This is a genomic window from Permianibacter aggregans, assembly GCF_009756665.1.
GTDB classification, from domain to species: Bacteria; Pseudomonadota; Gammaproteobacteria; order Enterobacterales; family Permianibacteraceae; genus Permianibacter; species Permianibacter aggregans.
The window spans coordinates 1,822,795-1,840,798 of sequence record NZ_CP037953.1; the positions used below are offsets into that span (position 1 = coordinate 1,822,795).

Annotated in this window: 18 protein-coding genes; 6 read left to right on the plus strand and 12 right to left on the minus strand. The window is 53.6% G+C overall.

The features are described 5' to 3' along the window. Positions 1-90: 90 nt before the first annotated feature. A complete protein-coding gene (locus tag E2H98_RS08305) occupies positions 91-870 on the plus strand; it encodes a hypothetical protein (RefSeq protein WP_133592728.1) in 780 nt (259 codons plus the stop codon). 68 nt (positions 871-938) lie between these two features. Here the strand turns inward: E2H98_RS08305 and E2H98_RS08310 are convergent, their stop codons facing one another. The 5 genes from E2H98_RS08310 to E2H98_RS08330 form a co-directional block, all read right to left on the minus strand. Continuing rightward, positions 939-2,309, minus strand: coding sequence for a C2 family cysteine protease (locus E2H98_RS08310; RefSeq protein ID WP_133592726.1), 1,371 nt, complete (start codon positions 2,307-2,309; stop codon positions 939-941). 356 nt (positions 2,310-2,665) lie between these two features. Then, positions 2,666-3,847: an osmoprotectant NAGGN system M42 family peptidase gene (locus tag E2H98_RS08315; protein WP_133592724.1), complete on the minus strand. Its 1,182-nt coding sequence runs from the start codon at positions 3,845-3,847 to the stop codon at positions 2,666-2,668. Between the two features lie 23 nt (positions 3,848-3,870). Further along, complete coding sequence (gene ngg / locus E2H98_RS08320) at positions 3,871-5,592, minus strand: N-acetylglutaminylglutamine synthetase (protein WP_133592722.1); 1,722 nt, start codon at positions 5,590-5,592, stop codon at positions 3,871-3,873. A 36-nt stretch (positions 5,593-5,628) separates the two neighbouring features. Further along, positions 5,629-7,407 carry an N-acetylglutaminylglutamine amidotransferase gene (locus tag E2H98_RS08325; protein WP_133592720.1) on the minus strand — a complete coding sequence of 593 codons (1,779 nt, stop codon included), beginning with the start codon at positions 7,405-7,407 and terminating at the stop codon, positions 5,629-5,631. A gap of 127 nt (positions 7,408-7,534) precedes the next feature. After that, positions 7,535-8,026 carry a MarR family winged helix-turn-helix transcriptional regulator gene (locus tag E2H98_RS08330; RefSeq protein ID WP_157591306.1) on the minus strand — a complete coding sequence of 164 codons (492 nt, stop codon included), beginning with the start codon at positions 8,024-8,026 and terminating at the stop codon, positions 7,535-7,537. 311 nt (positions 8,027-8,337) lie between these two features. Here E2H98_RS08330 and E2H98_RS08335 point away from each other — a divergent pair, with 311 nt between their 5' ends. The 3 genes from E2H98_RS08335 to E2H98_RS08345 are packed head-to-tail and all read left to right on the plus strand — an operon-like array spanning position 8,338 to position 9,326. Then, positions 8,338-8,652 (plus strand): hypothetical protein, encoded by a 315-nt coding sequence (locus tag E2H98_RS08335; RefSeq protein ID WP_133592716.1) that lies wholly within the window; start codon positions 8,338-8,340, stop codon positions 8,650-8,652. A gap of 60 nt (positions 8,653-8,712) precedes the next feature. After that, positions 8,713-8,922, plus strand: coding sequence for a hypothetical protein (locus E2H98_RS08340; RefSeq protein ID WP_133592714.1), 210 nt, complete (start codon positions 8,713-8,715; stop codon positions 8,920-8,922). 41 nt (positions 8,923-8,963) lie between these two features. Then, a complete protein-coding gene (locus tag E2H98_RS08345) occupies positions 8,964-9,326 on the plus strand; it encodes a DUF1801 domain-containing protein (RefSeq protein ID WP_133592712.1) in 363 nt (120 codons plus the stop codon). Between the two features lie 49 nt (positions 9,327-9,375). On the opposite strand, the gene E2H98_RS08350 is transcribed toward E2H98_RS08345, so the two are convergent. The 6 genes from E2H98_RS08350 to E2H98_RS08375 form a co-directional block, all read right to left on the minus strand. Continuing rightward, the gene (locus E2H98_RS08350) at positions 9,376-10,833 is read right to left on the minus strand and encodes an APC family permease (protein ID WP_133592710.1); all 1,458 of its coding nucleotides are present in this window, start codon (positions 10,831-10,833) and stop codon (positions 9,376-9,378) included. Between the two features lie 104 nt (positions 10,834-10,937). After that, on the minus strand, positions 10,938-11,198 hold the full coding sequence (locus E2H98_RS08355; protein WP_133592708.1) for a hypothetical protein: 261 nt from the start codon (positions 11,196-11,198) through the stop codon (positions 10,938-10,940). A gap of 83 nt (positions 11,199-11,281) precedes the next feature. Further along, positions 11,282-11,938 carry a GntR family transcriptional regulator gene (locus E2H98_RS08360; protein WP_133592706.1) on the minus strand — a complete coding sequence of 219 codons (657 nt, stop codon included), beginning with the start codon at positions 11,936-11,938 and terminating at the stop codon, positions 11,282-11,284. Between the two features lie 152 nt (positions 11,939-12,090). Next, positions 12,091-14,541: an EAL domain-containing protein gene (locus E2H98_RS19460; protein WP_133592704.1), complete on the minus strand. Its 2,451-nt coding sequence runs from the start codon at positions 14,539-14,541 to the stop codon at positions 12,091-12,093. Between the two features lie 118 nt (positions 14,542-14,659). Then, positions 14,660-15,031: a hypothetical protein gene (locus tag E2H98_RS08370; protein ID WP_133592702.1), complete on the minus strand. Its 372-nt coding sequence runs from the start codon at positions 15,029-15,031 to the stop codon at positions 14,660-14,662. 118 nt (positions 15,032-15,149) lie between these two features. After that, positions 15,150-15,974 (minus strand): hypothetical protein, encoded by an 825-nt coding sequence (locus E2H98_RS08375; protein WP_133592700.1) that lies wholly within the window; start codon positions 15,972-15,974, stop codon positions 15,150-15,152. A 160-nt stretch (positions 15,975-16,134) separates the two neighbouring features. Between E2H98_RS08375 and E2H98_RS08380 the strand changes: the two genes are divergently transcribed. Together E2H98_RS08380 and E2H98_RS08385 are read left to right on the plus strand one after the other, a co-directional pair. Next, the gene (locus tag E2H98_RS08380; RefSeq protein ID WP_162848212.1) at positions 16,135-16,545 is read left to right on the plus strand and encodes a hypothetical protein; all 411 of its coding nucleotides are present in this window, start codon (positions 16,135-16,137) and stop codon (positions 16,543-16,545) included. Positions 16,546-16,560: 15 nt separating this feature from the next. Then, positions 16,561-17,010: a YaiI/YqxD family protein gene (locus tag E2H98_RS08385; protein ID WP_133592698.1), complete on the plus strand. Its 450-nt coding sequence runs from the start codon at positions 16,561-16,563 to the stop codon at positions 17,008-17,010. A gap of 9 nt (positions 17,011-17,019) precedes the next feature. Here the strand turns inward: E2H98_RS08385 and E2H98_RS08390 are convergent, their stop codons facing one another. Next, positions 17,020-17,883: an isocitrate lyase/PEP mutase family protein gene (locus tag E2H98_RS08390; RefSeq protein ID WP_133592697.1), complete on the minus strand. Its 864-nt coding sequence runs from the start codon at positions 17,881-17,883 to the stop codon at positions 17,020-17,022. Between the last annotated feature and the right edge of the window lie 121 nt (positions 17,884-18,004).

Genomic DNA, 18,004 nt, shown 5'->3' on the forward strand with positions numbered 1-18,004 from the left:
CAACCAGCCGTTATGCAAGCAGATGGAGCGGTAGCTCGCCTAACGGCAAATGCATTTCTGCATCTCATGCAACTACAAGGAAGCTATATCATGAATCGAGTGTTAGTCCTCACTTCGGTGATCACCGCCTTGCTCGGCCACGGCGTGTTGGCCGCAGACTTCAAACCTTTGCGCGAACCGGAAACCGAACGGCCATTGGCAAGCATGAAAGCCATGGCAGCGGCGCCGACTGTCGATGAAGTCGGCGATGTCGATTCGTTCGGACGCAAAGTGAAGTGGGCCGGTGTAGGCCAGACAATCGCCGTCACAGCCGATCCTGCCTGCGTGCCGGATGAATTTAACCGCTGTATCGCGACCAGCAGTGGCGGCGCTTTTGCCAGCTTCGATCAGCGGGATCTGGAAACCATTGTGTTACCGGCTAAATCAGTACACTCGCTGGTCTGCCATCACATCACGCCGTTCTATTTTTATCAGTTCATGAACAGCACTGGCAGCCAGCAAACCGGCGCGCAATTACTGCTGACCCCTTATGTCACCGTTTACAACGATGTCCTTAATGACCCGGCGGCAATCGACCCCAACACCGGTCTGCCTTACGGTGGTCAATTGGAATTTTCGATGGCAGTAACCAGTTGGCAGCAACGCACCTTGGAACCGGGAGAACAACATTTGCAACGCGAAAATTATTCGCGTCATTGCATCGCCGGGTTGCTCAGCAAGCAATCCCTGATAGCTAACTGGGGTTTGCCGGAGGCGCTGGCCAACAAGTTTTTCAAGAACGACACCAAGATCGTTTTCCACCTGCGCGGCAGCCATAATTTTATTGAAACCGCGCAGTTCTTTTATGGCATTCGATTAACCGTGGATTGAGCGGGGAAAGTTCCCCCTCCTGCGAAGGAGGGGGTTAGGGGGAGGTTAATTTCGTAGAACTACAATGATTATTTCGCGACACCTAATCCAGCAAAGTACTGCTTGAACGTGCTTGCTTGAATCGCGAACGTGCCATCCGGATTGGCCAGTTCAATTGGTCGCCAGAAGCTGATGTCGTGCATCAGTACCGTGCCGGAGCGAGTACCAACGGTCGCTTCTTTATAGCCCCATGGATTGCGCAGGATCAGATATTTCTTGCCGCAGTGATAATCCCAGCCGAGCACCGTGTAGCAATGTGAACCGACGATATTGGCGTCCGCATAACTTAAACCATCGGGCGCCGTGCCATAAGTCCAGCAAGTCATCGGTTTGAATGTACGGCGGCCCATCGAATGTGCACGCACCAAGTTCCAGATTTGATCGGCGCTCATATCCGGATTGCCGTAGTAGAAGCGCTTACCACCATTCAGTTGCGCCGTTGCCCATATGCAATCACCCCAACCGGTCGCGGTGATATCCGGATGATCGGTGTTGGTGCCGGTTTCCAGTTTGGCGAAAGCTTTTTCGTAAATGGCGGGCCAAATTTCTCCGGCTTCACTGGAACGGCAATAAATAAAATTACCGCTGTTATTGTTGACCGGTACCGTGTCGGTCACTTCAATGTTCTTGTCGACCTGACCATTGCTGTCCGGCTTGAAGAACGTGATGCGATTGGTGAACTGCTCTTGATTGACGCCAGTAGCACGAGTCAGGTGCTGAATCTGATACGGCGTTGCCCAGGCGACCGCCGATAGCGCGGCAATGAAATAGCAATTGGCAACCGCGCCCTGAACCGGATCAAAAAACTCGGCGGTTTCGTTGAAGAACTGACCTTTATCCTGCCAACTGGCGTTGGCTGGCGTCCAGTCCTGATTGGCATTGCCTTGCTGCTCTGGATCGTAAGCCACTGAGCGCACCGTGGCTTTATCGAAAACCCGCGCCAAGGTTTGCAGACGTTCCGTATCGGGCAAGCGCAGCTGCAATGCGATTTGGAAAGGATTGCAGAGTTCTATCCGATGAATCTTGATCTTCGAAATATCCTGCACTTTAAAGCGGGCGCCCAGATCACCGAGTTCCTTGACGTTTTCCATCAGTGCTTCGATTGGCGTTTCCAGATCATTGCGATCGATTTTTACCTCGACATCAAGCAATGGTGAACGAAAGCGCTCGAGCGTGCCTTTCTTGTTCAACTTCAAGCCGATGTATAACGGCCCTTCGTATTTCGGGTCGAACAATTCCTCATAAGGTGTTTGCAGAATGCTTTCCATCAAACGCGGTACATCGTCGACTTGCTGCCAGTTGATTTTACGCCCGGAAACATACTCGGCTAGCGCGTAAGGATTGATGACGCCATTTTTTTGCGCCGCGTCCGGATTGGGTTTCAGATTCAGTTCGTCCATATTGATGCTCCTTGCAGATTGGCATGAAGGATTGACTACTACCGAACATCAATGACAGCTCCGCCCGCGACGCTTTGGTCGAGCACACGCTACGGAGAAACGACTGAGAATGGCGAACGACGCCTGGACCGTTGACCTCCATTACACGGCCAGGCTCGACAGAATACGTTTCGGATACCGTCATCAATGACAGCAGGCGTTAACGGTTATACGCCGCATAGGTGACCGCTTCAAGACAAACGCTGTAGGAATCTTGCGCGTCTCAGTGTGCGACTTTTCTTCATATCCCGCTGATTCAAGACGCGTGCTTTTTGCTTCGGGTGGTTCTAGGACCCGGTGAATTATCCGTAACGCACTTACTCCTTTTCGTGCTTGGTAAACCATTCAATCGGGTTCGGTAATTCCTGATTGATTGGTTGCAAATCTTTCTCCGGTAGCTGGTGGCTGAAGCCTTCGATGCCGGAACGGGTATTCTTGTCACGAGCCAGAACCGATGGGCTTTGCATGTACAGCACCAGTAACTCAGCCAGACTGATCAACGCGCGCATATGAGTGCGCTCGTAGCCATGAGTGCTATCGGTGCCAACGCAAAGCAACGCCGTGCGCACATCGTGGCCGGCCATCACCGCCGAGCCGGCATCCGAGTGATAGAACTTGAACACGTCGCGCTGAAACGGAATCTCGAACTGTCGGCACAAGCTGATCATATGACGGGTCAGATGATAATCGTGCGGGCCGGCTGAATCCTTCATCGGAATCGTTACGCCGTACTCTTTGGTTTCCTGGCCGGCAGCCGATGGCGCCACATCAATGCCGATCACTTCACTAACATCTTCATGCAAAACAGCTGTGGCGCCGGAGCCGACTTCTTCGGTCAAGGTGAATACTGGATGGCAATCGAGTGGCAACACCACATCGCTTGCTTTCACCGCTTTCAATGCCGCGAAGAAAGCCGCGACGGCACCTTTGTTGTCGATATGACGGGAAACCACGTAACCGTTATCGAGAATCTCCGGTTGCGGGTCGACGGCGACGAAATCACCGACCTGAACGCCGATATTGCGCAGATCAATTGCTGTCGTGACATCTTCGTCTATACGCAATTCCAATTGCGACCAGGCGACCGGCTGGGTATCAATGGCTTCATTGAAAGCATGTCCTGATGACAGCAGAGGCAGAATCGTGCCACGGTAACGACCATGCTCGGTGAACACACTAACACGCGCCCCTTCGGCAAAGCGCGAAGACCACGTGCCGATCGGAGAAAGCGCACAACGGCCGTTGTCCTTGATCTCGGAAACCATCGCACCGAGCGTATCCAGATGCGCGACAATGGCGCGGTCCGGTGCGCTTTGTGTACCTTTCATCAAGGCGCGGATGGTACCGCGACGAGTCAGCTCGCTTTCAATCCCCAAGTCCTGCAGTTTACCAACCGCGTAGTGCACGATTTCATCGGTCAATCCGCTGGGACTCGGAATGGCCAGCAGCTCCAATAGGGTGGCTTTCAAATAGTCAGCATCAATGCTCAACTTTTTCATAGGCTCTCCTGTCTTCAGTGAATTCAGTCTGCGCGGGAATTTCGTTCTTGTTCACCGTAGCGCCACTCTTCGCCGGAAGTCGCCGGAAACAGTAAATCAATGAAACGTTCCGCGGTTGGTTGTGGCTCGTGATTGGCCAATCCCGGTCTTTCATTGGCCTCGATAATGACGTATTCGGGCGATGAGGGTGAGGTGACCAGAAAGTCAAATCCGACAACCGGAATGCGCAACACGCGAGCAGCCAGAATGGCGGCTTCTTTCAGTATCGGATGTAGCTGTTCGGTAACATCATGAATGGTGCCGCCGGTGTGCAAATTGGCGGTCTTGCGCACTTTCAGTGTGACGCCGGTCTCCAACACCGTATCCATTTGATAACCCTGCTCCAGCACGCAGCGACGAGTTTCATCATCAATCGGAATTTTACTTTCACCGCCAGTTGCCGCTTCGCGCCGCCGTGATTGTTTGGCGATCAGCGCGTCGACATCATGTTTACCGTCGCCGACGATTTGTGCCGGCTTGCGTATTGCAGCGGCAACCACTTCGTGGTTGATCACGATGATGCGCAAATCCTCACCCGGATAAAACGCTTCCAGCAGTACCTCGTCGTCAAACTGTTTGGCTTTGGCGATTGCCGCTTGCATATCCGATTTGTTCTGGACATCGACGGTGATGCCTTTGCCTTGTTCGCCATCCAGCGGCTTGACGACAATGCGGTCGTGAATCTTCAGAAACTCTTCGGCATTCTTATCGTCGTGGTAGAGCTGTTGCGCCGGGATTTGCAGCCCGGCGTTTTGCAGCAGGCGACAGGTCAATGCCTTGTTCTGGCAAACCATCATCGCCGTCGCGCTGGTCAACTCACTCAAGCTTTCCCGACACAAGACATCGCGGCCGGCCCAGCTCAATGAGAACAGATTGTGTTCTTTATCGACGACATGCACAGCAATGCCGCGCCGCAGCGCTTCGTTGATGATGATGCGTGAATACGGATTGAGCCCATCAAATCGTTCCGGGTCGCTGTACAGGGATTCATTGATCGCGTTCTTGCGTTTGACAGCGAAACCGGTAACGGCGTGAAAACCCATTTTTTCGTACAGCGCAATCGCTTGATGATTGTCGTGCATCACTGACAAATCGAGATACTGACGGTCACGATCGGCAAACTCGACCGCGATTGCTTCGACCAAGGCTTTGCCGACACCGGGAACCTGACATTGCGGATCAACGGCCAGACACCAGAAGCTGCTACCCCGCTCCGGATCATTGAACGCCAGTTGGTGATCGATGCCCATGATGCAGCCAAGAATTTCACCGGTGGCCTGATCTTCCGCCAACAAATGGACAAAGGTTTCTTGTTCGCGTTTGGCCCAGACCGCATCCGGATCGACGGTGACCATACCGCGTGCCGCGTACAGGCGATTCATCGCCAAAATATCGCCACGGGTCAGCAGTGGTCGCACCCGGAAATTTTCCGGCGTGATCGTCGGTGTGAACTTGCCTTTCAGCGGCAAGCGATAAAACACCGAAGGGTCGAGAAATAGCGCTTGTGGTGCGTGTGCCAGCAACACTTGCGGCGCCGATACATACACAGCAATATCGCGCCGGCCCTGCGCCTCTTTTTGTAAGTGCAGCGCCAAATCGGCGCTGTCTTCCCAAGTCTGACCAAAATACAGATTGCCCCAACCGCAATCGAGCAAGGCATTCGGCGTGTAGCCCTCAGGCTGGTTTGCCTGCATGGTAATCACCATCGTGGTTTTCCTTCGCATCGGTTTATCGGTATTCGATCAGGCTGAAGCCTGATGAGTATCCAGCCACCATTCCAGCAGCGTCAGCTGCCACAGCTTGGAACCACGCAGCGGCGTGATGTGCTTGCCCGGGTCGTCCAGCAAATGCTCGACATAATCGCGTTGGAATACGCCGGCGGTTTTCGCGCTGGCATCCATCAATCGCTCACGGGCAATGTCGAGCATTGCACCTTTCAAATACTTCAATGCCGGCACCGGGAAGTAGCCTTTCGGCCGATCGATCACCGACGCTGGAATCACTTTGCGCGCGGCTTCCTTGAGCACATATTTTCCACCGTGGTTGATCTTTTGCATCGCGGGCATGCGCGCTGCCAACTCGACCACTTCATGATCGAGAAACGGCACCCGCGCTTCCAAACCAAACGCCATCGTCATGTTGTCGACGCGCTTGACCGGGTCGTCAACCAGCATCACCGTGGTATCAATACGCAGCGCTTTATCGACAGCATCGGTCGCCCCCGGCTGATTGAAATGTTGCTCAATGTACGCGCGACTGTAATCGTCTTGCAGAAAATCGCGGGTCAGCAGTTTGGTCATTTCCGTGTGATCGCGGTCGGCGAACACACGGTGATAATCATCGACTGGATGACGTGCTTCCAGCATCGGCGGATACCAGTGATAACCGCCGAACACTTCATCGGCACCCTGGCCACTTTGCACGACGCGGGTGCGCTTCGATACCTCACGCGACAGCAGGTAAAACGCCACGCAATCGTGACTGACCATCGGCTCGTTCATCGCCGCAATGGCTTGCGGCAATGCGGTCGGAATGTCACGGCTGGGAATGAAGATTTCCTGATGATCGGTTTGGAAATGCTGGGCAATCGTGCGCGAGTATTCAAACTCGTCACCGGCTTCGCCATTGACTGCTTCGAAACCGATCGAATAGGTGCGTAAATCCGGCACGCCTTCTTCAGCCAAAAGACCGGTGATCAGCGAGGAGTCAACGCCACCGGACAGCAACACACCAACCGGCACATCGGCAACCAAGCGACGACGCACGGCGGTGCGCATCGCTTCCAGTGTCAGTTCCTGCCATTCGGCATCGGAGCGTTTCAAGTCGGCTTCACCGCGCTCAAAACTCAGATTCCACCAGGTTTTCTCTTTTGTCGCGCCATCCCGTTCGACGATCATCATTGTCGCCGGCGGCAACTTTTTGATGCCCTGATAAATGGTATGCGGCGCCGGCACCACGGCATGGAAACTCAAGTAACGGTGCAATGCGACCGGATCCAAATCGGTGTTGACGCCGGGCACTTTCAGCAGCGCTTTCAAGCTTGAAGCGAAATGCAGATGATCGCCAGTTTGGCTGTAATAGAGCGGCTTGATGCCAAGCCTATCGCGCACCAGAATGCTGCGGCCGGTATCGCGCTCCCATAAGCAAAACGCGAACATGCCTTGCAAGCGATCGAGCGCTTTTTCGCCCCAGCAATGCCAAGCTTTGATGATCACCTCGGTGTCACCGGTGGAAACAAAGTTATAACCTTTGTTTTTCAGCTCGATGCGCAATTGCGGGTGATTATAGATGGCGCCATTGAACACGACACCAAGACCCAAATCGGTGTCGATGAACGGTTGATGAGAGCGCTCGGACAGATCCATGATGCGCAGCCGCTGATGGCCAAACGCACGCGGACCTTGAGTGAAATAGCCATTACTGTCCGGCCCGCGATCGGCCATCGTTTCCGTCATCGCGGTCACGGTACGGATATCGGCCATACGGCCGTCAAATCGAATTTCGCCGGCAATGCCGCACATCGATTGTTACTCCTCTGTGTCATCGGTGCCGGTCACGTCGGCACGGTGGCATGAGGGCCTGCTGCATCGAAACACTACAGGCTTGGAAATTGCGCTGGCAATTTCGGATCAGCGTCTTGCTGCGACGCTAAACCAACTCCTCACTGGAAAATAATTCGACCGGCGCTGCTGGACTGTCCATCATCGCGGCCACTTGTTGCAAAACCGTTATCAGGTGCTGACGCTCTTTCGCCGACAAGTCGGCCAAGCGCTGTTGAAACGTTTCCTGAATCAGCGATGGCGCCGACGCCAACATCTGCCAACCGGCCTCGGTCAGGTGCAGATGAATGCGTCGGCGGTCCTCTTCGTCACGGCGACGAATGACCAAACCTTTGCTTTCCAGCTGCACGACCAACACCGTCAGTGTCGCCTGGGAAATACCAATCGACTCGGCAAGCGGCGCCAGGCTGGTGCCATCGACCTCGGCCAAACGCCGCAACACGGTCAGTTTCGCCGTGGTCAACCCGGTCTGACGCTGTAACTGCGAGGAATAATGCTCGGTTGCCCGCACCATGCGACGAATCGCCGCCCAGACCGCTTCGGTCTGCTGCGTCAGGCTTTCGTTCGCAGAAGCTTGCACCGTGGACTTTCCTCCAGCATAGACCGGCATCAACAGGACACCAGCGTGATAACGGATGGGGATCCTCTCATAGATTTACTTTGATATCAAATTAGATATCTAAATAATTATGCAATCAGCGGCCGAAACGACCACTCCCCGTGGCAGTCAGCCGTGATTTGCCATGCGGTGAGGCAACAGCGACAAGCCAAGCCCGTTCAACCGACGGAATCCGGAGACGAACGCCCTCGCTCGCAAAACGCTTGAAGGTGCACTCACGTTACAGTTTCCCGGCAGGATGATGATGAAATCGAATACAAGGAAATGGACTGATGAAGCATTGCATTTATTTCGTTTTGCTCGGCTTTTTCGCCACGATAAATGGCGCCGAGGAGTCGGTGAAAAGACCCGACAACTACACCACGATTCGCCTGACGATTAGTAATGACCAAGGCGAAATCCTGACGCGCGAAACCCAGTTTGGCTGGATGACACCAGCGTTACGCTATCAATCGCGGCAAACGCTTGCGGCGCTGTTGCATGAGATGGCGGCTACGCATGGTGTAAGCATTACTGAGCCTGTGCTGTCCGGTGTGTTCACTTACCAGTACGAGTTCAATGACACGATGTCTACCCGGCTCTTCTAAAGCGCCAAATATGTTAGTGGCGATCTCAAGCCTGGTGCGGATGATCGACAAGTGCGGTGGATGAACACCGAACAGGCGCTGGAAAAACTGCGTAGCACAGTTCCATCGTTGGCGGCGATGACCAGACAGGTATTACACTGCCCGGATACCGTTTGGGGTGGCGCTTTCGAATTGCGCCGTAAAGATGGCAAGCTGGATTCGGTAACGGTTCAAAACTTTTATGATCTGCGCCAACCGCAGATGACGACGCGTTGCTCGAGCGCACCGTAACCTAATTTTCATCAAAGAGAATGTAGAACAGTGGAGGCGTCATGAACACATCAGCAAGCCCAAAAGTGAACGCCTACCTGCAGGACATGCAAACCTTTCAGCCAAACCATCTGCCATTGCTCAATACCGTTCGTAAGCTGTTTCTTGGCGCCAGCAAAGGTATTCAGGAAGACATCAAATATGGCGGCATGGTATTCAACCTTGATGGCTCATTGATTGGCGGTGTGTTTGCTTATCAGCGGCATGTTTCCATTGAGTTCAGCCAAGGCGCGCAGTTTGTCGACAAAGACGGGTTACTTGAAGGAAAAGGCAAGTTTCGTCGGCATCTGAAGCTATTCAGCGAGCAGGATATCACCGATAAGAAGGCAGCAGCATTTATTAAACAGGCCGTTCAGCTGGGCTGATTGGAATGAATGTTAATGTCTGCGTACAGCATAAATCTTGGTGAAAGGATTAGTGCTTTTCTTGCCCGGCGATTTCCAGAATCAAATAATCACGTTCGCTATCGCTTGCACTGACTCGGCTTTTGGCGCCCAAACGCCACAGCAACGCGCCTACCGTACACATACACGCAACAATCAGTATTTCTCGCGGCCAGCTCAATGCCACCGGTGAGCCCGGCAGTACCATCGCGATGATCATCGCGGCCGAGCCCAATGCGGCGATAAACGGAATCACGCTACCGCCAGGCACACGAAATGGCCTGCTCGCATCCGGCGCGATGCGACGCAGTTTCAGCACCGACAGCGACACGCCGAAGAACGCCATACTGATAAACAGCGAACCGGCATTGACCAGTGAAATCAGCGTTTGCCTGCCCATCAAGGGCGCCAGTACCGTTAGTAGTGCGACAACCCAGATTGCCGCCGCAGGGGTACCGCGTTGCTGATCCGTTTCGCCAAAACGTGTCGGAATAATACATCCGCGACCGAGCGCAAACAGCACCCGCGAGCCAGCCAGAAAAAAACCGTTCCAACTGGTGAACAAGCCGATCAATGCGGCCAATAAAACCAGGTTCATCATCAGCGGCGATTGCAACGCAAACAAAATCGCTTTCGCCGCCGGCAGATCGGCCGCAGCCGTTTGTTGCCAAGGTCCGGCATAGGAGAGCCCGAGGATCAACAACACATAAAACACGGTTGCGGCGATAACCGAGGCAATGATCAGTTTCGCCAGCGTGCGCGCCGGCACCTCGTTAGCCGATTCCTCAGCGGCTTGCGGAATCGTGTCGAAGCCAACAAACCAAAACGGAATGGTGATCAACACCGCCAGAAAGCCAGCCAGCATGCCTTGCTCGGTCGAAGCAAACACCGGTTGCCAGTTGCCGGGTTTGCCAACCATGAATGCGGCACCAACGAACAAGGCGCAGATCAGTAAAAAGCTGAAGGTCAGAAAATTCTGCAAACGCGCTGCCTGTTTAACGCCGCGTAAGTGAATGAAAGTGATCGCCGCGGTGCAAATCAATGCCAACAGTAAATGGCTCAGGTAAACGGTAGAACCGGCAAAGCTGTACAGCGGCCAACGATCGGTCGCCGGCCACAGAAAGCTCAGCACCAAACCAATCGAAATCGCTTCGAATCCGGAAATCGCGATGTAGCCAAACGCCAGACACCAACCAACGAGGAATGACTTGAATACGCCAAAGGCTCGATAGGCGTAAGCGACTTCGCCGCCAGCAACCGGCATCATCGCGGTCAGCTCGGCATAGCACAGGGCAATGCAGACCATGACCGCGCCGCCGACAACAAAGGCCAGCGCCGCGCCAAACGGTCCGGCCTGTTGCAACCAACTGCCGAGCGCCGTCACCCAGCCGACGCCAATCATGGCGCCGAAGGCCAGCGTGAAAAAGCCGACGCGCTTCAGGTCTTTCTGCAACGTCGGGCGTTTGGGATTCGGTTTCTCAAGGTTCATAGCCTGTACCCTAGACCAGGATGGGCCTTGGGTTCAAACCACAGGCTTTGCTCAGGCAAACAAAAACGCGCACCGAAGCGCGCGTTTTTTTGCATTCATGCAACTCAATGTTTCAACGTCAGCGCCGCCTCTTCCGGCCAGTGCTCCATACCGGCGAACACCACACGGAAGGCCGCTGTTTCAGCGTTTTCCCAAGCGTCGGCGGCATCGCGGTCGAAGTCTTCCTCACCTTCCAACATCGCATTGACGGCTTGATAAGCCGCCTCCGGTGCCACCCCCATGTCTTTCAGCACTTTGTCGGCAGCGGCTACACCATTGGCGATTTTGTCCTCGCTCAGGCCACTGTCAGCAATCCACAACCCCATCGCTACCCCCCTTCAAACTGCGAACACGGTCACGGTTACTGTGCCGTAAACCGCGGCGCACGACAAGCGGGGAAAGATCGGGTTCAGGCGCTGGCCGATAAACGGTCCATGTGGGCGGTCAGGTATTTGCCGAAATAACGCAGGTCGGCTTCTATCGCAGCACGGGCCTTGAAACCGTCGCCCTGATCGATGGCTTGCATGACGTCAACATGAAATTCGTTGAACGGCATTTGCAGTTCGTCGGAATCGAACAGGTAATGAAACAACGGACCGGTCTGCAACCACAGCGAATCGATCATCCGGTTCAACAATGGGTTGCCACTGGCGCGGTACAGCGTCAGGTGAAACTGGCTGTTGGCATCCAGGTAGGTTTGCGCATCGTGCTTGATAATTGCTTCGCGCATCTGGGTCAATAGTTCGCGCATTTGTCGCTTTTGTGCATCATCGAGGCGTGTGGCGCCTTTTTCTGCGGCATACCCTTCCAGCAATAAGCGGACGTCGAGCAAATGTCGATAACGACTGGCACTCATTAATGGCACGCGTACGGAACGTTGATGCTCGGCGTCGAGCACCCCTTCGGCCACCAGTCGTTGTAATGCGGCGCGAATCGGCATGGCACTCACCCCCCAGCGAGCGGCCAATTGCCGAATCTTCAGTTTCTCTCCTGGCTGAAAATCACCGCGATGCAATGCTTCCCTTAAGTTCTGATATGTACGCTCTTGGACAGATTCAATCTTCATTTAATGCATGTACTGGCGTCTTTGAAAAGCACTGCGGCAAGCCTCGCATTAGCCGCGATAAGGCGCAAGCAAAATATTGATTCTATTAGCTTTTTTTCACTTGTGTGATCACAAAGACGCGCAAAATTTGGGATCACATTTAGTGCTGAAAATTACCGTAGCAATCGGTTTTCCGATGGCGACGTACGTCGCAGATAGGCGGCAAAATCATTCGCCTTGATGGGTTTGCCATGCAGGTAACCTTGCACAGCGTAACAATGGTTCTGATGCAGAAACTGTTGTTGAAGTTCCGTCTCTACCCCTTCAGCAATGACATCGATGTTCAGATTGTGAGCCAGACCAATAACGGCTCGAACAATCGATTCGTCATTGCGGTTACCCGGCACCTCCATCAAAAACGAGCGGTCAATTTTCAGACGTTGCACCGGCAGCGCGCGCAGATAAGCGAGCGATGAAAAGCCCGTGCCAAAATCATCTATCGCCAGGCGAATACCGGCATCGGCAAAGCGACGCATGCAGGCATTGGCGTCATCGAGACACATCAGCACCGATTCGGTCAGCTCCAGTTCCAGGCGCTCACTACTGAGCTGATGGTGAATCAGATGCGCCAACACCCGGTCGGCAAATTGCTCGCTGCCCAATTGCTGGGCCGACACATTGACGGCAACCAATGGCACATTCAGCCCTTGCTGATCCCATTCGGCGATTTGCCTGCAAACCTGATCCAGCACCCAATCACCGATGGCGTTGATCAAGCCGGTTTTCTCGGCAATCGGAATGAACAGCGCCGGCGACACCAGCCCGCGCTCCGGATGCTGCCAGCGCAGCAGCGCTTCGGCGCCGATGATCTGTCCACTCAACACGTCAATCTGTGGTTGGTACACAACAAACAACTCGTCATGGCCAAGTGCGCGGTGCAGCGCCCGCTCCAGCGACACCCTCTCGCTCAGTTCCTCAGACAAACGGCGGTTATACCAGGACAGCCGATTGCGACCGGAAGATTTGGCCTGATACATGGCGATGTCGGCATAAGTCAGCAGCGCTTCGACGTCGTTGCCGTCTTCTGGAAAATAGCTGATGCCAATACTGGCACTGATGAAAAACTCTTTGTGCTCGATCTGATACGGCGCACTGATCACATTCAACAGCCGATTGGCGACCACGCTGACTTCCTCTTTGCTGGTGACGCCTTCCATAAACAGCATGAACTCATCGCCGCCAAGCCGCGCCAAGGTATCCTGCTTGCGCGTGCACAGCTGCATTCGGCGTGCAGCCTCAATCAACACTTTGTCTCCGGTGCCGTGACCGGCGCTGTCATTGATTTCCTTGAAGTGATCCAAGTCGATGAACAACAGCGCATGAATCCCGTTTTTCCGAGTGGCCACATTGATGGCGTGATCGATGCGATCAAACAGCAAATTGCGGTTCGGTAAGCCGGTCAACGAATCATGGTGGGCAAGATAGTCCAGCGTGCGTTGCTGATGCTTGATCTCACTGATATCGGAGAAAATGGAAATGAAATGCGACAGCTCGCCGTGTCCATCTTCAATACGATTGCAAGTTAGCCAGGCAGTGAATGAACTGCCGTCACGACGCGAGCGCTCAACTTCGCCCTGCCAACAGCCATCGACAGTCAACGCCGCGTCAATCTGCTGATAACGCTCCGGACTGTTGATCGGAGTACGAAACACTTCCGGTCCAGCGCCAACGACATCGTCGGCACTGTACCCGGTCAACTTACTAAACGCCCGATTGACTTTGATGATGCGTCGCTCGGCGTTGTAAACAATAATCGCTTCGCTGGTGCGTTCGAGCAAATCAGCGTAAATCGCCAATTCATGTTCCGCTTTCTTCAGCTGGTCAATCGGCACCAACGACGCCACCGTGGCGTAGGGCTTTTTTTCGTTATCGCGATACAAAGGTTGCGCTTGCGCCATCAGCCATTTCGACGCATTCGAATCAGCGCAGAAGCGAACTACCTTATGCGTCTCATCACGGGTGGCAAACGCCTGTAACGCCTGCAGAAACTCAATCGCCGACAAGCGCTTGCCTTCTTCGTCGACGACATGCCAATCCGGTAGCCAGTTCTGCTGGGAGGTTTCCGGTAATTGCAATAGCTCCCTTGCCGCCGTATTGCTCAGTGACACGGCGCCATCCAGCTCGATCTTCAACACCCCTTCGACCAGTGCTGACAAAACCGCCGGCAATTCGTCATTGCTTGAAGAGTGGGCACCATGGCGTGACACGGCGATGGTGCAAACCGCCTTTTCTTCAGAGGTGATCAAAGGAAAGCTGACCGCACGATACGTTTCGTGCTTGCCCTGCTTCGTTTTCCATTCTTCAATGAAGCTAATTGGACGCTGCTGTGCCAAGGCCTGCTGATCATAACCGGCGATACGTTGTGCAATCGCCGGCGCAAACAACTCCTTTATTGACTTGCCCAGCCACTGCGAACGCGGCGGTAACTCGAGCTGATCAAAATGATCGCTGGCTGCCAGAATCTCGCCTTGCACGTTTTTGATCGAGATCAGCACCGGTGCTGCGCGCCATATACGCTGCAACACATCATCCAGCTTGTAGAGAGGTTCGACTCGTTCAGTCATATAGTCATCTTTGGAGCACACCGAGTGGAACCAGCCATCGCCGCGCACAACGTTCCTCGAACCAATGATGCATTCAGTGTAGTACGAAAATTTTCAAAACATGCACGGCGATGGCTGTTTAGATTTTCGTGATCTCAAAATGTGCGTTGCGCTGTAAGGACGGGGCTTTTCTCTGCGCGGAAGCTTTATTGTGAGCAATGGACTCAAATACCGCTATGAACGTTTTTGCCAGGGAGAAGCATTCAAAGGTTTCTACCATCTTGTTATGGCTGCAGCAAAAGGAATTCGCTTTCGATGGCAGATAACCAAAAACGGGGCTGGCGGAACGAGATAGCGTGGTAAGGAAATCGAGAGCAAAAAAAAGCGCCGTCGCCGGCGCTAGGGGTGAATCGATAAATTTGCCCGTCTGTTCGTCGCATGGAGGTTTATTTTTTGTTGGCGCGACAATCAGTAAACTTACTGTGCTGATAGCATTCAAATGTTGTGCCAAGCTCTCATCTCCTTGTTTTCTCGGCAATTCGATGAAGTCTTCAACTCATCACTGGAAAATTTCCTGACATAAAAAAGAGGGCATGAAGCCCTCTTTTTGATTCTGACAGCTCACTTTATCAGCTGGACTTTCTGCGTAACAGGAAACCTCCGGCAATAGCAAACAGCAGCCACCCTGCCGGTGCCGGCACATCTGTTATGTCAGCAAACTGGTAGCTTCCGAAACCGTTGTAATGCATGCCAGTGTAAAGATTGTTCGTACATGTGCCACTGTAGTCGCACACAGCGGAACCGGTGTAACCCAGCTCGTAGAAAACCACGGTGCTGCTCTCACCGCTTTGCAGCGCATTCAATAAACTCAGCGGATCATAGCTGAATACCTCAGCCGCGTTGTTGACTCCGGGAAGGTGAATGACGTACTGACGTGAATAGTTGAACCAGTTGTTGATAAAGGAATCTTCGCTTTGTTCGATAGACTCATGGCCGCTGAAATTTACCGAGAAATTGATCGAGTTATTGCTGAAGTCTGTTTGTGATGGATCAGCTTGATCCCAAAAGTTAACCATCGTCGAGATGGACATTGTCATGGTTAGTGGCAACGACATCAGATTATAGGCCAATAAACTATCGGTGAGCGGTGTGCTACCCAGTGCACTGACCGGTCCGAAATCCGCCATCGCATAGGTGTATGCGTCTTCACCATACATATCCGTGATGATGCCCGAGCTCCAGAACTGCAATAGTTGGTCAAACTGGAATTGTTCGCTGAAATGCTGCACTTCAACATCAACCAGCTCGTTGACAACCTGTCCATTCTCATCGAGCGAATACATCATTGCCGAAGGCAGACTGTCGATGGAGAACTCCACCAGACCGGCCGATGCTACGCTGGAAAATCCACTTAGGGCTAACAGGCCTGTCACGCCCAATATTTTTTTAAACATGATGACTCCTTGACTGATTCCATGCCTTTTCCTGTTGTGAAGGCGCGAGCACTCTAGCTGACGGCCAATAAACCAGCAATCTGTACAATTTGATACAAAGCCAGCAGCCAGAAGCCGTTGCAGGTACAATGACCCATCGTTCAGTTTTTGAGGTGTCACTATGTCCCAAGGCCAGGCCCAATTGCCCGATATGAGCATGAATCCCGCGGAGTTGTACCGTGAGGAAGTCTTTACCGATCGTCAGGTTGGTACACTGCGCCGAATGACACCGGTTGATGGCCAAGGCAATGTCGACAGCAGCCGGCCCGTGCTGTATTCCGGGCAGACTCAATTGATGACGCCGGCCGGTGCGCTGCCATTGATGTTTGATATCGAAGCCAGCTCGTTGGAAGAAGCCGCCCGCAAGTTCGGTGAAGAAGCGGAAAAAACGTTGAAACAAACCATGGAAGAACTGCAGGAGATGCGCCGTCAGGCCGCGTCCAGCATTGTCATCCCTGGCCAAGAACCCAGCGGCGGTTTTGGTGGCATGGGCGGTGGTCTTGGCGGCGGCGGTGGCCGCATCAAGCTATAAGCCCTTCACCTTCCCGTGCGCACGATTTGGATAGATGCCGATGCCTGCCCGAAAGTCATCAAGGATATTGTCTTTCGGGCCAGCGGCCGCACGCAAACGCCAGTGACTATGGTTGCCAATCAGTACTTGCCGAAACCGGCTTCATCACTGATTCGTTGTGTCCAGGTCGAGAAGGGTTTTGATGCCGCCGATCATTATCTGGTGCAACACAGTCAGCCGGGCGATCTGGTTGTCACTCAGGACATTCCACTGGCGGCGGAATTGATCGACAAAAAAGTCGCCGCACTGAATCCGCGCGGCGAACTCTACACCTTGGACAATGTTCGTCAGCGTTTGAACATTCGTGACTTTCTCGACACGATGCGCGCCAGTGGCGAACACACCGGTGGTCCTGCCGCGTTCAGCGACAAAGATAAACAACGCTTCGCCAATGCCCTCGATCGCTGGCTGGCCAAGAAAGTCTGAACTTTCTCTTTAGTCGCGCTGCGATAATCGCGCCAGTTCTTGATCGTAAAGCTCAAAACCGACCAGCTTTTGTAGTGATTTGAAATCGAGTAAGGATTGCGGATGCTGGTCGGTTTTCAGGGCCATCAACGCACTTTGCATCGCCTGTACCGCCGCACTAATCAGTGTCAATGGATAAGCCGCGATCTTGAACCCCATTTGCTCCAGTTGCGATGGCGATAGCACCGGTGTATCGCCCTGCTCAACCAGGTTGGCCATTTTGTGGCCCGGTACTTCAGCACAAATTTTTTCCATTTCTTGTTCAGAACAAGGTGCTTCGACAAAAAGAATATCCGCGCCCATTTCAGCAAACTTTTTTGCGCGGTCAATCGCTTCATCAAGCCCGCGCGTCGCACGTGCATCGGTGCGGGCAATGACGACAAAGGCCTTGCCGCCAGCTCGCACTTCGTCGCGCGCTTCCAGCGCAGCACGCATTCGTCGCACCGCTTCATCGCGCTCGACCACTTCTTTGCCGCGAGTATGGCCACAGCGTTTCGGCGCCCGTTGATCTTCGATCATGACACCGGCAAACCCTGCCTGGGCGAAGCCATGCACGGTACGTTTGACGTTCAGTTCATTGCCATAACCGGTATCACCATCGGCAATGATCGGCAGACGGGTGGCGCTGCAAATATTACGACCCTGATCGAGCATTTCGCCAAACGAAATAAGGCCGGTATCCGGCACGGCCAAACGGGCGGCGGAAACCGAAAATCCGCTCATGAAGCTCAGCGGAAAACCGGCCTGTTCGATCAGGCGCGCGCTCAAGGCATCAAAACAACAAGGCATGCGCAACAGGCCAGGCTTGGCCAGCAGGGTTTCAATATCAGTCATTGCTTTTATCCATTTGGGCCAATACACCCATAGATGTCGACTTTTACCAGGGCAATAAAATTGACATCTTATATGAGCCCACCAATACTATTGTCATCCCAAGGGGGAGTAGTTCCCGCTG

Bases quoted from the DNA above. Each gene is read 5' to 3' on its own strand.
- E2H98_RS08390 (WP_133592697.1), bottom strand. From the start codon at position 17,883: ATGACTGATATTGAAACCCTGCTGGCCAAGCCTGGCCTGTTGCGCATG.
- ngg (WP_133592722.1), bottom strand. From the start codon at position 5,592: ATGGTGATTACCATGCAGGCAAACCAGCCTGAGGGCTACACGCCGAAT.
- E2H98_RS08335 (WP_133592716.1), top strand. From the start codon at position 8,338: ATGAAGCATTGCATTTATTTCGTTTTGCTCGGCTTTTTCGCCACGATA.
- E2H98_RS08310 (WP_133592726.1), bottom strand. From the start codon at position 2,309: ATGGACGAACTGAATCTGAAACCCAATCCGGACGCGGCGCAAAAAAAT.
- E2H98_RS08325 (WP_133592720.1), bottom strand. From the start codon at position 7,407: ATGTGCGGCATTGCCGGCGAAATTCGATTTGACGGCCGTATGGCCGAT.
- E2H98_RS08315 (WP_133592724.1), bottom strand. From the start codon at position 3,847: ATGAAAAAGTTGAGCATTGATGCTGACTATTTGAAAGCCACCCTATTG.
- E2H98_RS08305 (WP_133592728.1), top strand. From the start codon at position 91: ATGAATCGAGTGTTAGTCCTCACTTCGGTGATCACCGCCTTGCTCGGC.
- E2H98_RS08340 (WP_133592714.1), top strand. From the start codon at position 8,713: ATGAACACCGAACAGGCGCTGGAAAAACTGCGTAGCACAGTTCCATCG.
- E2H98_RS08355 (WP_133592708.1), bottom strand. From the start codon at position 11,198: ATGGGGTTGTGGATTGCTGACAGTGGCCTGAGCGAGGACAAAATCGCC.
- E2H98_RS08360 (WP_133592706.1), bottom strand. From the start codon at position 11,938: ATGAAGATTGAATCTGTCCAAGAGCGTACATATCAGAACTTAAGGGAA.
- E2H98_RS08375 (WP_133592700.1), bottom strand. From the start codon at position 15,974: ATGTTTAAAAAAATATTGGGCGTGACAGGCCTGTTAGCCCTAAGTGGA.
- E2H98_RS08350 (WP_133592710.1), bottom strand. From the start codon at position 10,833: ATGAACCTTGAGAAACCGAATCCCAAACGCCCGACGTTGCAGAAAGAC.
- E2H98_RS08380 (WP_162848212.1), top strand. From the start codon at position 16,135: ATGTCCCAAGGCCAGGCCCAATTGCCCGATATGAGCATGAATCCCGCG.
- E2H98_RS19460 (WP_133592704.1), bottom strand. From the start codon at position 14,541: ATGACTGAACGAGTCGAACCTCTCTACAAGCTGGATGATGTGTTGCAG.
- E2H98_RS08345 (WP_133592712.1), top strand. From the start codon at position 8,964: ATGAACACATCAGCAAGCCCAAAAGTGAACGCCTACCTGCAGGACATG.